The sequence below is a fragment of the Lentzea sp. NPDC058436 genome (genome assembly GCF_042721515.1).
GTDB lineage: Bacteria > Actinomycetota > Actinomycetes > Mycobacteriales > Pseudonocardiaceae > Lentzea.
This window is the reverse complement of record NZ_JBHXLF010000010.1, coordinates 123,873-137,752: the sequence shown is the minus strand read 5'-3', so window position 1 is coordinate 137,752 and position 13,880 is coordinate 123,873. Positions and strand designations below refer to the sequence as shown.

At 68.1% G+C, this 13,880-nt stretch carries 15 protein-coding genes and 1 pseudogene; 2 read left to right on the top strand and 14 right to left on the bottom strand.

The features are described from left to right. The first annotated feature begins 77 nt into the window (after window positions 1-77). Window positions 78-1,262 carry a cytochrome P450 gene (locus ACFWN2_RS30040; protein WP_382433050.1) on the top strand — a complete coding sequence of 395 codons (1,185 nt, stop codon included), beginning with the start codon at window positions 78-80 and terminating at the stop codon, window positions 1,260-1,262. Here ACFWN2_RS30040 and ACFWN2_RS30035 read toward each other — a convergent pair. The 13 genes and pseudogenes from ACFWN2_RS30035 to ACFWN2_RS29975 form a co-directional block, all read right to left on the bottom strand. Next, window positions 1,259-2,272 carry a glycerophosphodiester phosphodiesterase gene (locus ACFWN2_RS30035; protein WP_382433048.1) on the bottom strand — a complete coding sequence of 338 codons (1,014 nt, stop codon included), beginning with the start codon at window positions 2,270-2,272 and terminating at the stop codon, window positions 1,259-1,261. The genes ACFWN2_RS30040 and ACFWN2_RS30035 overlap by 4 nt on opposite strands. Window positions 2,273-2,295: 23 nt before the next feature. Beyond that, on the bottom strand, window positions 2,296-2,481 hold the full coding sequence (locus ACFWN2_RS30030; RefSeq protein ID WP_382433046.1) for a DUF397 domain-containing protein: 186 nt from the start codon (window positions 2,479-2,481) through the stop codon (window positions 2,296-2,298). A gap of 106 nt (window positions 2,482-2,587) precedes the next feature. Beyond that, window positions 2,588-2,961: pseudogene (locus ACFWN2_RS30025) on the bottom strand (DUF5753 domain-containing protein). Window positions 2,962-3,229: 268 nt separating this feature from the next. Beyond that, window positions 3,230-4,135 (bottom strand): DUF4328 domain-containing protein, encoded by a 906-nt coding sequence (locus tag ACFWN2_RS30020; protein ID WP_382433044.1) that lies wholly within the window; start codon window positions 4,133-4,135, stop codon window positions 3,230-3,232. A 2-nt stretch (window positions 4,136-4,137) separates the two neighbouring features. Beyond that, window positions 4,138-4,476: a rhodanese-like domain-containing protein gene (locus tag ACFWN2_RS30015; protein ID WP_382433042.1), complete on the bottom strand. Its 339-nt coding sequence runs from the start codon at window positions 4,474-4,476 to the stop codon at window positions 4,138-4,140. Window positions 4,477-4,535: 59 nt separating this feature from the next. Next, window positions 4,536-5,276, bottom strand: a complete 741-nt coding sequence (locus ACFWN2_RS30010; protein ID WP_382433040.1) for a hypothetical protein — start codon at window positions 5,274-5,276, stop codon at window positions 4,536-4,538. Next, window positions 5,273-5,767, bottom strand: a complete 495-nt coding sequence (locus tag ACFWN2_RS30005) for a SigE family RNA polymerase sigma factor (protein WP_382433038.1) — start codon at window positions 5,765-5,767, stop codon at window positions 5,273-5,275. The genes ACFWN2_RS30010 and ACFWN2_RS30005 overlap by 4 nt, the downstream gene beginning before the upstream one ends. Window positions 5,768-5,883: 116 nt before the next feature. After that, complete coding sequence (locus tag ACFWN2_RS30000; RefSeq protein WP_382433036.1) at window positions 5,884-7,479, bottom strand: cation acetate symporter; 1,596 nt, start codon at window positions 7,477-7,479, stop codon at window positions 5,884-5,886. After that, complete coding sequence (locus ACFWN2_RS29995; protein ID WP_382433034.1) at window positions 7,476-7,826, bottom strand: DUF485 domain-containing protein; 351 nt, start codon at window positions 7,824-7,826, stop codon at window positions 7,476-7,478. The genes ACFWN2_RS30000 and ACFWN2_RS29995 overlap by 4 nt, the downstream gene beginning before the upstream one ends. Before the next feature lie 259 nt (window positions 7,827-8,085). After that, entirely contained in the window at window positions 8,086-9,885 is a 1,800-nt protein-coding gene (locus ACFWN2_RS29990) for a cation acetate symporter (RefSeq protein WP_382433032.1), read from the bottom strand. A 1-nt stretch (window position 9,886) separates the two neighbouring features. After that, window positions 9,887-10,315 (bottom strand): hypothetical protein, encoded by a 429-nt coding sequence (locus ACFWN2_RS29985; RefSeq protein ID WP_382433030.1) that lies wholly within the window; start codon window positions 10,313-10,315, stop codon window positions 9,887-9,889. Further along, complete coding sequence (locus tag ACFWN2_RS29980) at window positions 10,312-11,169, bottom strand: LytR/AlgR family response regulator transcription factor (RefSeq protein ID WP_382433028.1); 858 nt, start codon at window positions 11,167-11,169, stop codon at window positions 10,312-10,314. Before ACFWN2_RS29980 ends, ACFWN2_RS29985 begins: the two co-directional genes overlap by 4 nt. A gap of 72 nt (window positions 11,170-11,241) precedes the next feature. Next, on the bottom strand, window positions 11,242-12,102 hold the full coding sequence (locus ACFWN2_RS29975) for a S49 family peptidase (RefSeq protein ID WP_382433026.1): 861 nt from the start codon (window positions 12,100-12,102) through the stop codon (window positions 11,242-11,244). Between the two features lie 97 nt (window positions 12,103-12,199). On the opposite strand from ACFWN2_RS29975, the gene ACFWN2_RS29970 reads away from it, so the two are divergent. After that, a complete protein-coding gene (locus ACFWN2_RS29970; protein ID WP_166048541.1) occupies window positions 12,200-12,367 on the top strand; it encodes a hypothetical protein in 168 nt (55 codons plus the stop codon). 221 nt (window positions 12,368-12,588) lie between these two features. Here ACFWN2_RS29970 and ACFWN2_RS29965 read toward each other — a convergent pair whose 3' ends face one another. Next, complete coding sequence (locus ACFWN2_RS29965) at window positions 12,589-13,851, bottom strand: sensor histidine kinase (RefSeq protein ID WP_382433024.1); 1,263 nt, start codon at window positions 13,849-13,851, stop codon at window positions 12,589-12,591. Window positions 13,852-13,880 lie beyond the last annotated feature (29 nt).

Below are 13,880 nucleotides of genomic sequence, written 5' to 3'. Positions count from 1 at the left end.
TAGTGTCTCCGCAACAATTTGAGTCATCAATCAAATGGACGTGGACGAATCGCCGATCGCGACTTACCGTCCGCCTTGTGACGTTCGACCAGCGCGATCCCGCCTTCATCGCCGACCCCTACCCGGCCTTCGCCGCACTGCGCGAAGCCGGTGAGGTGCATCACCACGAGCAGATGGGCGTCGCCGTCGCGGTCTCGCACGCGGCCTGTTCGGCCGTCCTGCGGCACCGCTCGTTCGGACGGATCTGGTCGGACGTGAAGCCCGTCGAGCGGTTCACGGCCTTCAACCTCCTGCACCGCAACTCACTGCTGGAGAACGAGCCGCCCACGCACACCCGCCTGCGCCGCCTGGTCGCCGCCGCGTTCGGCCGAGGCCACGTGGAACGCCTGCGCCCGTGGGTCGCCGACCTGGCCGACCGCCTCGTCGACGACCTCGTCACCAAGATCAAGGACCAGGGCCAGGCCGACCTGCTGGCCCACGTGGCCGGCCCGCTGCCGGTGGAGGTGATCGCGGAGCTGCTCGGCGTCCCCGAACCCGACCGCCACCTGCTCCAGCCGTGGTCGAACGCCATCGTGAAGATGTACGAGTACGGCCTGCCCGCCGAGCAGCAGGACGTGGCCGAGCGCGCCGCCACCGAGTTCGTCGCCTACCTGCGCGAGCTGATCCCGTTGCGCCGCAAGAACCCCGGCTCCGACCTCGTCTCCGACCTGGTCGCCGTCACCGACACCGACGGCGCCAGGCTCACCGAGGACGAACTCGTTGCCACAGCGGTCTTGTTGCTCATGGCGGGCCACGAGGCGACGGTCAACGTCATCGGCAACGGCGTCTACGCCCTGATGCAGCACCGTTCGCAGTGGGAACGCCTCTCACCCGAGATCATGCCCACGGCCGTGGAGGAGCTCATCCGCTACGACTCGCCGTTGCAACTCTTCGAACGCACGGCCACCGAACGCGTGAAGATCGCCGGCCACGTCGTCGAACCGGGCGAGAAGATCGCCGCCCTGCTCGGCGCCGCGGCCCGCGACCCGCTGGTGTTCGAGAACCCGGACGTCTTCGACGTCGGCAGGGAGAAGAACCCGCACCTCGGCTTCGGCATGGGCATCCACTACTGCCTGGGCGCGCCGCTGGCCCGCATCGAGGTGGAGGCGGCGCTGTCGTCGTTGCACCGCAAGCTTCCCGGCGCGGTGCTGGCCGAGGAACCGAACCGGCGCGCCGAGTTCGTGATCCGCGGCCTGCACTCGCTGTCCCTGGGCAACGACTAGCGCTTCGGGTACCGCTTCGGGAGCTTGAACCCGCGTTCCTCCATGACCTCGCGCAGCCGGTCGGGGTAGTCGGTGATGATGCCGTCGACCCCGTCGTCGATCAGCTTGTGCATGGTGGCCGGGTCGTTCTGCGTCCACGGGACCACCCTCAGCCCTTGCCGGTGCGCGTCCTGCACGAGCGCCTTCGTCGTGAACGGCACGTAGTCCAGATCGCCGACCTTGCCGTTCTGCGGGTTGCCGTGCACGGGCGACAAAGCCTTGGCGCCGAAGGACTTCACCATCTTCGCGACGCTTCCATCGAAGTCCGCGAGTTCGAGACCGCCCGTCCACGGCGACCCCGGCCGCAACATCTCGGGCTGGGTGAGGGCGACCAGCGGAATGCGCGGCTCCACCTCGCGCAGCCGCATCAACGTGCCCCAGTCGAACGACTGGACGGTGATGTTCCGCATGAAGCCCGAGCGCCGGATCTCCCGCACCGCCCGCTGCACGAACTGCTCGCGCGGCGCGGTCTCGTGCGGGGCGGCGGCCTCGACCTTGGTCTCGATGTTGAAGCGGATCCCCCACGCGCGGTGCTCGCGGACCAGGTCGAAGAGCTCGGCGAGGGTGGGCATGCGGGCACCCGGCGACAGTTCCTGCTCCGGGTACTGCGACCACCGCGTGCTACCGCAGTCGAGGGTCCTGACCTGGGCGAACGTCAGGTCCTTCACGTACTTGCCGGCGTAGGGGAACTCGGGGTCGTCCGGAAACGCGGGCTTGGTGTCGAGGCACTTCGCCGGGTTCGTCTTGCGGTCGTGGGTGATGACCTCACGGCCGTCGCGCGTGATCTGGAGGTCGAGCTCCAAGGTCGTCACGCCGAGTTCAAGCGCCTTGCCGAACGCCTTGAGCGTGCTCTCCACGGTCAGGCCGATGCCGCCGCGGTGCGCCTGGAGGTCGAAGTCCCGGTTCGGGTGCGCCTGGGCGGCACCTGGTGCTGCCATCGCGATCACCAGAGCCCCGATGAGTGTCCGCATGCACCCAACCTGGCACCGACCGGTCAGGCCTGGAAGCCCCTGAGGAAGAACGCCCACTGAACAGACGAGAACACGAGGTGGGCGGAGTCCGGGTTCTTGGAGTCTCGGACGGCTACGGCCGGGCCGGAGAAGGCCACCTCGACGCAGTTGTCGTTGCCCGCTCCGCCACTTCGACTGCTCTTGCGCCACACCGCAGCAGAAAGGTCCACAGTGGACACCTCTTTCACCAGGCCAGGATCCGCCCGATCAGAGCCGCTGACTCAGTCGGGCTCAAGGCCTTCACGGCCAAGCGGTCGAACGAAAGCCTAGACTCCTTCAACTCCGCCTGGTTCTCCACGTGAACAGCGCCCGTGACATGGGAACGTAGAGAACATCGAGGTCATCGGGGTCGGGAAAGCTCAGGAGCGTGAAGCTTCCGCTCATCGCGTCGTAAGCGCCCAAGTCGGTGGGCAACACCTGCACGGTCACATTGGGCAGGCGGCCATGGCGAGCAGATGCCTCAGCTGTCTGCGCATGACCTCAAGCCCGCCGACCATCTTTCGCAGCGCCGCTTCGTCGATGAGTGCGTGCAACATCAGCGGATTGTCGGGATCGGTCAAGCGCTGCTGGCGAATCGTTCGCACCGCCACGTCGTTGGCCAGCTTCTCGGCGCTGAGTTGGCGGTGGTGCGCCTCGAACAGCGCTCGCATGGTCTTCGACGCCGAAGGCGCTCCATCATCGACCGCACCAGGTGCACGTCGACCCGAGTCTCACCGGCCTCGATGCGGTAGAGCGCCTGGACGTCCTTGTCCAACGCCCAGGCGGCCTCCGCGGTGCTCATCAGGGCGCGCAGGCGCATCTTCCGCAGTTTCTTAGCCAGCTTGCGGCGGCGGAACGGCGGGTGGCGCTTGCGCATCCTCTGATGATCGTCAGTGAGACCCCGGAAGTGAGATTCTCAGCGAAGATCACTCCAAAGGGCTACCGGGGCGAGCCCGACGCGCGAACGGACCGCAGCGGCGGTTCCGGGGCGTCCTTGACCTCCACCACGCGCATCAGCCGCACGGACGCGGCGTCCACCGGCAGCAGCAGCGTGGTGATCCGGCGCACGACCAGTGCCGAGGTGACCGCGACGCCGGCGAGCACCAGGTCTGCGAACGCGTGCAGCAGCACGCCGTCCGCCATGGCCTGGGTGCTGGACCTGAACGACCAGAGGACGACCACCACGACCGTCAGGCCCGAGGCCGCCCACAGGCCCCACCACCAGCGCAGGAGCCGAGACGGAACGGGACGTTCGTCGGCCGGCCTGCGGGCCACGGCGTGTTCGAGTTCGGCGAGCACCGAGCCCGGCACCACGAGGTTCATGCCCGGCACGATCAGGCCGATGAGCACGTCCCTGTCCGAGCGCGATGGGCCGTAGCCCACGAGGGTGGCGGCTACGTTGCGCGCGCGGCGCACCCACACGAGGCCGAGTAGCAGCGCCAGGAAGCAGCCGGTGATGGTGATCGCCGAGGACGACACGACCATGGCGTCGGACGCGCTGACGACGCCGGCCGACAGCGCGCCGAAGCGGCTCATCGCCACCAGCACGTAGCGCCAGATCTCGGAGAACGCGCCCCACACCGCGACGGCGGCGAGGAGCCAGAGTGCGTTCTGGGCGGTTCGGCCCAGGCGGCGCACGCCGTCTACCGAGTCGGCCTGCTCCACCGTGCCCGGCACGGCCGTCGGCCAGCGCCACGCGAGCAGCGGGAAGCCCCAGCGCGGTGGGACCGGGTAGTTCGGCGGGCCGCCGTAGGACAGCCGCTGCGACCGGCCCTGCGGCGGCGGGTAGGCACCGGGTGGCGGGGTCGCCACCCAGTCCACGCGCATCGGCTGCAGCGGCTGCACGATCAGATGACCTGGGGTTCCGCGCCGTCGGTGCCGCCTTCGAGCGGACGCCCGGCTGCCTCCCAGTGCTGCATGCCGCCCTCGACGTTGACGGCCTCCCAGCCGTTCTCGTTGAGGTACTGGGTCACGCGGGCGGAACGGCCGCCCGCGCGGCACACGACGTAGAGCTGCACGTCGTTCGGCACCTCACCGAGACGGGCACCGATCTCGCTCATGGGGACGTGCACGGCGCCGGGCGCGTGGCCGGCGTCCCACTCGTCCTGCTCGCGCACGTCCAGCAGAACGGCGCCCTCGGGCAGCTGCGCCGGAACGTCGGCGATCTCCACGCTTGGAACAGTCACCCCCAGATGTTCCCATGCCGGAGGTTGCACTCACGTGAACCTCCGGCACGGGTCCACCCTCAGAGCACCTCCGCGACGGCTGCCCCGAGCTCCACGAAGTCCGCCTCGGTCAACGGCAACGAGCCGGCCACACTGCTGACGCTGACCTGCTCCATCCGCAACGAGCGGCCGTCAGGGCGGAAGACGAGCAGGGCCTGCCCGGTCGGAGCGGCGTCGTAGAGCTGGTACACGGTGCCGTCGGTGCCGGTGGTCCGGCGGGGCGGGGTGCACCCTCCGGTCACCCACAGCGCCCTGTCGGCCGCGGCGGTCGGGGTGTAGCCGTCGAACCGCGTCCTGGTGAACCGCACGGAGCTCAGGTCTCCGACGTCGACCGTGAACACGCGGACGAGTTCGTACCCGCCGGGCCGCGAGGTGACTCGCTCGCGCGGCAGCATCGACCGGGTCAGGTCCAGCCAGACATCGGTCTGCGCGGGCACCAGCGACTCGCCTCCCTGGCTGAGGAGGGGCGGTGGGTTCGAGTTGTCGCGGCAGGCCCTGCTGTCCCGCGGCGGGTCGGCCTGCTGCACCGGCTCCTGGTTCGCGCGGGCCCAGTTCACCGGGTCCGACCCGCTGCGCACCCCGAACGGCCAGGCGAGGACGCCCACCGCGACCACCAGCACGGCCGCCAGCGCGCCTCCCGCGATCCTCGCCCGCCGGAACCCGATCTCGCGCCGGCCGCGCGCGAGCACGTCCTCCAACCGGGTCGACGTGGGTGGCGCGGCGACGTCGAGAGCTCCGCGCAGCTCGTCTTCGATCCTCATGAGGCACTCTCCGATTCGACCGGGCGGCCGTACGCCTCGCGGAGCGTCGACAACCCCCTCGCTGACTGGCTTTTCACGTTGCCCGTCGAACAGCCCAGCTCAACGGCCGTCTGCTCGATGGACAGGTCGTGGACGTACCGCAGCACGAGCACCGCCCGCTGTTTCGGCGGCACCTGCTGCAGAGCGACGTGCAGTTCGGAGTCGGGCTCGCCGAAACCGCCGGCGACACCTCGTTCCGGCACGTCGGCGACCGGGTGTTCGCGTCCGCGGACCCGTCGCCTGCTGTCCAGGAACAGACGCGTCACGATGGTTCGCACGTAGGCGTCCGCGCTCTCACGCCGGACGCTCGGCCACTTCGCATACGCCTTCACGAATGCGTTCTGCGCGAGTTCCTCAGCCTCCGACCAGTCGCCGCACAGCGCGTACGCCGTGCGCCGGGCCCAGTCGAATCTGTTCGTGAAGAACTCCGAGAACTCTTCGTCTCGTCGCACTCCGGTCCCCCAACCTCTGCTGCGGTCGCGTTCAATACGCGGACAGCGGGCCCAGGGTTGCACGCACGAAAAACGGGCCGCCCCGTGAAGGACGGCCCGTTCTCGTCGAACGACCGCTAGTGCGCGATGGCCTTCTCGGCGCCCGCACCGGTGAGGGAGCGGACCTCCATCTCGGCCTGCTTGGCGGGGTCGGCCTTGTCCTTCGAGAGGATCGTGCCGACGTAGCCGAGCAGGAACGCGACGGGGATCGAGACGATGCCGGGGTTCGACAGCGGGAACAGGTCGAAGTCGGCGTTCTTGAACATCGAGGTCGGCGTGCCGGAGACGGCGGGCGACAGGATGATCAGGGTGATCGTCACGATCAGACCGCCGTAGATGCTCCACAGCGCGCCCGAGGTGTTGAACCTCTTCCAGAACAGCGAGTAGAGGATCGTCGGCAGGTTCGCCGACGCCGCCACCGCGAACGCCAGTGCCACGAGGAACGCGACGTTCTGGCCGTTGGCGATGATGCCGCCGCCGATCGACACGAGTCCGATCACGATCGCGGTGATGCGGGCGACCTTGACCTCGTCGGTCTTGCTCTCGTCGCCGTTGCCCTTCTTGATCACGTTGGCGTAGATGTCGTGGGCGAACGACGCCGACGCCGTGATCGTCAAACCTGCCACGACCGCGAGGATCGTCGCGAAGGCGACCGCCGCGATGAGACCCAGCAGGATCGGGCCACCCAGTTCCAGCGCGAGCAGCGGTGCGGCCGAGTTGGCCTTGCCCGGTGCCGCGTTGATCGCGTCCGGACCGACGAGCGCGCCGGCGCCGTAGCCCAGGACCAGCGTGAACAGGTAGAAGATGCCGATCAGCCAGATCGCCCACACGACCGAGCGACGGGCTTCCTTCGCCGTCGGCACGGTGTAGAAGCGCATCAGGATGTGCGGCAGACCCGCGGTGCCGAGGACCAGCGCGAGGGCCAGCGACAGGAAGTCGAGCTTCGACGTCCCGGTCTTGCCGTACTGCAGGCCGGGGCCGAGCAGCTTCTCGCCGGCCTTCGGCGCGTTGTCGACCGCGGCACCGAGCAGGGCGGAGAGGTTGAAGCCGTACTTGCCGAGCACCCAGAGGGTCATGATGCCCGCACCGACGATCAGCAGGACCGCCTTGATGATCTGCACCCAGGTGGTGCCCTTCATGCCGCCGATGAGGACGTAGGCGATCATCAGGGCGCCGACCACGGCGATGACCAGGGCCTGGCCGCCGGTGCCCGTGATGCCGAGCAGCAGGGCGACGAGACCACCGGCACCGGCCATCTGGGCCAGCAGGTAGAAGAACGACACGGCCATGGTCGACGTGGCCGCCGCGGCGCGGACCGGACGCTGGCGCATCCGGAAGCTCAGCACGTCGCCCATCGTGTACTTGCCGGTGTTGCGCAGCAGTTCGGCGACCAGCAGCAGCGCGACGAGCCACGCCACCAGGAAGCCGATCGAGTACAGGAAGCCGTCGTAGCCGTTGAGGGCGATGGCTCCCGCGATGCCGAGGAACGACGCGGCGGACAGGTAGTCGCCCGCGATCGCGATGCCGTTCTGCGGGCCCGTGAACGCGCGGCCGGCGGCGAGGTAGTCGGCAGCCGTCTTGGTGTTGCGGCTCGCCCTGATGACCACGAACAGCGTGATCAGGACGAAGACACCGAAGATGCTGATGTTGAGGATCGGGCTGGACTCGTTCACTTGCCGTCTCCCTCGATCTCGTTGCGGAGCTTCTCCGCGAGCGGGTCGAGGTTCTTGTTCGCGTGCCGCACGTACAGCGTCGTGATGACGAACGTCGACACGAACTGCAGCAGGCCGAAGATGAGCCCGACGTTGATGTTGCCGAACACCTTGGTGGACATGAAGCCGTGCGCGTAGTCCGCGAGCAGCACGTACAGCAGGTACCACGCGAGGAACAGGCCGGAGACGGGGAATACGAACTTTCGCAGTCGGTGCTTCAGCTCGGTGAAGTCAGCGCTCGCTTGGACGTCGGCCCACTTCTGCGCGTCTGGGGCCGACTCAGACGGGGTGTGATCGACGGTGCTCACAGGCCCCTCCTCGCGGTACTCGTCGTAGGTGTCAGCAACGTGACGTGCACGTAATGCCTCCAGGTGCGGTCCTGTTCTTGGTCAGGAACCGTATGGAGACTTGAGTCACTCAGGTAAGACCCCGTTCGTGCCGTTGCGCCCAGCAGTCGGGTGATGCGATGAACGGTCGGTATGCGTAGACGAACAGCACTCTGCGTGACCTAGTTCACCGTTCACCGATTCGAGTGACCAATTTTCACCCATTCGAAACGATGGCTACTCAACGTGTTCGACCCGCTCCCCTGCGCTTGTCGTCGGCCATCCTGGCCTTCTCCTCGGCGGTCCCGAACCGGGCGATGTCGCGGTCCCGGATGAAGCCCAGCGGGTCGGGGGCGTGCAGCCTCAGCAGGATCTGGCTGACGTCGGCGGGCACCCGCCTGCGGGTCGCCTTGCTGACGAGGATCATGGTGAGGAACGCGACCGGCACCGTGATCAGCGCAGGTTGGGTGATGAACGCGGGCGCCCAGCGGCCGGTGTAGGAGCTCACGACGCTGACGACCTGAGCGCTGATCACCAGGCCACCACCGACCACGAGCCCGCACACGGCGCCCACCCACGTGAGTCCGCGCCACCAGATGCCGAGGACCAGAAGCGGGCAGAACGTCGATGCCGCCAACGCGAACGACATCGCCACCGTCAGTGACGCGTCGGAGCGCGGCAACAGCAGCGCGAGACCGATCGCGACCAGTCCCGTGAACACGGTTGCCCACCGGAAGTCACGAACCTTGCCCGGCATGATGTCCGTCGAGACCACCCCGGCGACCGACACGACGAGGCCCGACGAGGTCGACAGGAACGCCGCGAACGCACCCGCCGCGACGATCGCGCCGACGATCTGACCACCCAGGTTCGGCAGCATCGTCTCCGGCAGCATCAGCACCGCGGCGTCGGTCTTCCCGTTCACCAGCAACTGCGGCAGGTAGAGCCGCGACAGCACGCCGAGCACCGTCGGAAAGATGTAGAACAGGCCCAGCAGGTAGAGCACGTGCAGCGCTGTGCGGCGGGCCGCCTTGCCGTCCGGGTTGGTGTAGAAGCGGACCAGGACGTGCGGCAGGCCCATCGTGCCGAGGAACGTCGCGAAGATCAGCGAGTACGTCCTGATCAGCTCGGAGACACCACCGGTCTGCGGCCGGGTCCAGTCGTAGTTCGACGTCGGCGAGCCGTCGATGACCGGCACCGGGCTGCCCGCGGTGAACTCCATGGTCGTGCCGGGGCTCAGCTCGTAGACGCCGCGGCCCCAGAAAACCGGTCCGTCCGCGTCCCTGCCGTCGATCTGGCCACGCACCTTCAGCGTCAGCGGCTCGTCGACGCGGACCTTCACGACCTGCTCGGCGATGGTGACCGACTCGGCCTTCGGGAACTTGACGACGCCGTCGTCGCTGATCGGCTGCGTGCCGCGATCGGGTGAGGCGAGGAACACCACGAAGAGCACGAACGTGGGCGCGGCGATCGCGAAGAGCTTTCCCCAGTACTGGAACGCCTGGACCAGCGTGATCGCGCGCATGCCGCCGCCCAGCACGTTGATCACCACGATGGCCGTCACGATCATGCCGCCGAACCAGGCGGGCAGGCCGGTGATCGTGGTCAGCGTCAGACCAGCCGACTGCAGCTGCGGCACCAGGTACAGCACGCCGATGCACACCACGAAGAACGTGCTGAAGTGCCGCACGTTCGCCGACCCCAGCCGCGCCTCGGCGAAGTCCGGCAGCGTGTAAGCGCCGGAGCGGCGCAGCGGGGCCGCCACGAACAGCAGCAGCGCGAGGTAGCCGGCGGTGAAGCCGACCGGGTACCAGAGGGCGTCGACGCCGTCCTTGAGAACGAGCCCGGCGACACCGAGGAACGAGGCAGCGGACAGGTACTCGCCGGAGATCGCGGCGGCGTTGCGGGTGGCGGGGATCGCGCGGCGCGCCACGAGGAAGTCCGGCGTGGTGTTCGCCTTGCGCGACCCGACGTAGCCGAGCAGGAAGGTCACGGCCGCAACGGCGACGATGGCGCTGAGGCTCCAGTAGGTGGCGTCCACGTCAGCGGTCGACCATGTTCACGAAGTCCTTCTCGTGCCGTTCTGCCTGCCTGCGGAAGACCCACCCGACGCCGTAGAGGATCGGGAAGGGCGCGAGGCCGAGCACGAGCCACGGGATCGGGATGCCGAGGATCTTGAGGTCACCGATGGACGGGACCAGGTAGAAGGTGATCGGCAGCAGGCACATGCCGATCAGGACCGCGAACGCGAGCCCGAACGCGGACTTGAGCTGCTGCCGGATGAGGTCGCGGACGAGCTTCTCACCGACGCTGGTCTGCTCCTCCAGCTCGATGATCGTGCGTAACGCCTTGCCGCTCTTCTTGGTGGAGTCGGCGAGCACGACCCTGCGACGACGCGGCCTGCTGCCCTGCTCACCGAGCCACGCCTCCCGTGCGGGCTGCTCCGGCTTCCCCGCGTCGTGCCTGCTCACCAGCTGCTCTTCGGCGGCCGCACGATCCGTTCCTTGAGCTCCTTGGTGTGCCGGCGGCTGACCGGGAGCTCCTTGGCGCCCTCACCGGTGCCGATGACGACCGCGTAGCCGTTCGCCGTCATCCGCAGCTCGCTCACCAGCGGCAACGCCACCAGGAACGAGCGGTGGATGCGCACGAAGCCCGCGTTCGCCCAGCGCTCCTCCAGCTGCGCGAGCGGGATGCGGACGAGGTGGCTGCCGTCCTGCGTGTGCAGGCGGGCGTAGTCGCCCTGCGCCTCGACGTACCGCACGGACGCGCGCGGCACGAGCTTGATGGTGCCGCCGAGCTCGACGGGGATGACCTCGTCGTCGGTCGGTTCGGCGGGGTTCTGGCTCGTTTGCGCGCTGGGAGTCGCGGGCGCTGCCGTGCGTCCCACCCGGTCCGCGACGCGCGAGATCGCCTTGAGGACGCGCTCCTCGTTGATCGGCTTGTTGATGAAGTCGAGCGCACCGACGTCGAACGCCGTGACGAGCGCGTCCCGTTCCTCGACGCCCGTCACGAACACGAGGGCGGGCGGGTACCGGAACGCGCTGAGCACCCGTGCGAGATCCATGCCGGACAGCCCGGGCATGTTGATGTCCGCGAAGACCGCGTCGACCGGCGGCAGGCCGGCCTTGGTCCTCGCCATGACCTCCTGCTCGTAGTCGCCCCTCAGGATGCGCAGTGCCTCGGCGGCGTCGAAGGCCGTGAGGACGCGCCGGATGTGAGGGCTGCTCTCGAGCAGGAACTTGATCTCGCTCAGGCCAGGAGCCTCGTCATCGACTGCGAGGACGAGGAGACCGGCGTTGTCTTGGGTACTCACTGTGTCGGGCATCTTGCCCACCAATGTGCGGTCATGTCTACGCCGGGGTAGGACTCGACACGCCTTGTGAAACCGAACTGATGCTCAGAGCCCGAATCGGGACCAGCGAGCACGTTCCTCGACGCTCGCGAGCACCTGCGTCACGAGATCGCCCGATCGGGTGGACGCTCCGGCCAGTCCGAGCTTGGCCAGCAACGGCTTGCGCGGCTCGGCGATCGTCAGCTCGGCGTCGGGAAAGCGCTTGGCGATGACGCTGCGGATCGTGCCGATGCCGTCGACCAGCCCGAGCTGCTGCGCCTGGCTACCGGTCCACACCTCACCGCTGAAGAGTTCGGTCTCGGTGTTGAGCTTGGCGCCACGCCGTTCGGTCACCCACGCCTTGAACTGCTCGTGCAGATCGGCGTGCAGGCTCTTGAGCCACTCGACGTCCTCGGGCTTCTCCTCCTGGAACGGGTCGAGCCGGACCTTGTTCTCGCCCGCGGTGTAGACGCGGCGCTCGACGCCGGCCTTCTCCAGCAGGCCGTTGAGCCCGAACCCGGAGCTCACGACACCGATGGACCCGACAAGACTCGTGCCGTGCGCGTAGATCTCGTCACCCGCGCACGCCAGCCAGTAGCCACCGCTCGCCGCCACGTCCTCGCAGAACGCGAGCACCGGCACGTGCTTCTTGGTGGCGAGCTCACGGATGCGTTCCGCGATGAGAGCGCTCTGTGTAGGCGCGCCGCCGGGAGAGTTGATGAGCAGCGCCACGGCGATGAGCCGCTCGTTGTCGAACGCCCGGTTGATCGCGGACTCGACGTTCTGGAGGCTGATCGTGTTGCGCGCGACAGGCGAGGACTGCGGGGTGATGACCCCGTGCAACCGCACCGCCGCGACCACCGGGGGCCGCTCGCCCCGGTCCATCACCCTGGGGAGCCGGGCCGCGATCTTGTCCGTGACGCTCATGCACTCGACAGTACGTGCGTTTCGAGGACACGCGGGAGCCTCGATGGTGGTCGGTTGCTCCCGCGTGACCTGGAACACAACATGTTAGGTTCGGGCAGTGACGTTCAACCCGATCCGCTGGCTCGAACGGTACGTCGAGTGGTGGGACGACCGGGGCAGGCAGAACGCCGCCGGGCCGACGCCGATGCACATCTACTGGATGTGGGTGAGCTGGAGCGTGTGCGCCGTCGTGCTGATCACGACCTTGGCCGTGGCAGCGCGCTGATCAGCACTTGCAGCTGTTGAACCCCTTGGCGGTGCACTTGATGCAGACGCGGACGCGCTCGGGTGCTGTTTGTTCCTGCACTGGTTGATGGCCTTTGCTCGCGGCCGGCCTCTGGTTGCTCAAACGACCGGCTGTTCGTTGGTCACCACCACAATCGGCACGGCGCGGGCCGGGGTTGAGCATGATTGACCTTGCAACTTTCGGAAAGTTCAGGCGCGAGGTCAGGCGCGGATCGCCGGCTGCTCGTTCGTCATCGGCTCGTCCGTCATCTGCGACCCGATGTTCAGGTTCGGCAGCACGTTGCGGGCGAACTTCGGCACCTTCAGGATCACCTTGGTGCCCGCGTTGGGCGCCGTCTCGACCACCAGCGCGTACTCCGCGCCGAAGACGGTGCGCATGCGGTCGTTGATGTTGCCGATGCCGACGTGCGCGCCGGTCTGGTGGGCGTCCTTGATGTCGTCGAGGCGGTCCGGGTCCATGCCGACGCCGTCGTCCTCGACGCTGATCAGGGCCTCGTTGCCGTTGTCCTCGGCGGTGATGGTGAGCATGCCGCCGCCGGGCTTCTTGGCCAGGCCGTGGCGCACCGCGTTCTCGACCAGCGGCTGCAGGACGAGGAACGGCAGGACCACCTGCAGGACCTCGGGTGCGATGCGCAGGCGCACGCTCAGGCGGGCGCCGTAGCGGGCCTGTTCGATGGTCAGGTAGCGGTGGATGTTGGTCAGCTCGTCGGCGAGGGTCGTGAACAGGCCGTCGGTGCGGAACGAGTAGCGCGTGAACTCCGCGAACTCCTGCAGCAGCTCTCGGGCGTGCGAGGGGTCGGTGCGGATCAGCGACGAAATGGTGTTCAGGGCGTTGTAGACGAAGTGCGGCGAGATCTGGGCTCGCAGCGCCTTCACCTCGGCCTGGGCGAGTGCCTGCCGTTGCTTCTGGACGACCTCCAGCTCCAGCTGGGTCGAGACGAAGCGGGCCGTCTCCTCGGCCATGCGGATCTGGCGCTTCGAGGCGACGCCGGAGACCACGATCAACGTGCCGGCCACGTCGCCCTCGACCACCAGGGGGACCACGACGACGCTGTGCAGGGAGCACGGGCCTTGGAGCTCGCAGCCGAGCTTGCGGTGGTCGACGTGTTCCTTGTGGCAGTTGTTGATGGCTCGGGCCACGGTGTCGCGGAGGTACTCGTAGTGGTCGTTGGCGCCGCCGTCCCACGAGAGGACGGTGCCCTCTTCGTCGGTGATGGCGACCGCGACGCACCGCAGCATCTCTCGCAGGTGGGGTGTCGCCTTGTTCGCGGCGTCCTCCGTCAGGCCCGCGCGGAGGTCGCTCGACGCCCTGGACATGCGGTCGAGCATGTCCATCACAGCATCCTCGACGGAGGTGCTGACTCGTCGAGCGCGGCAGAGCATCACGAAGAGGCCCAGAACGGCCAGGGTCGCGATGACACCGAGCACGGCGCGCTCGGTCAACAGGTCGCCCACGGTGCACATGCTGTGCTGTGGGGCACCCCTATAGCAAG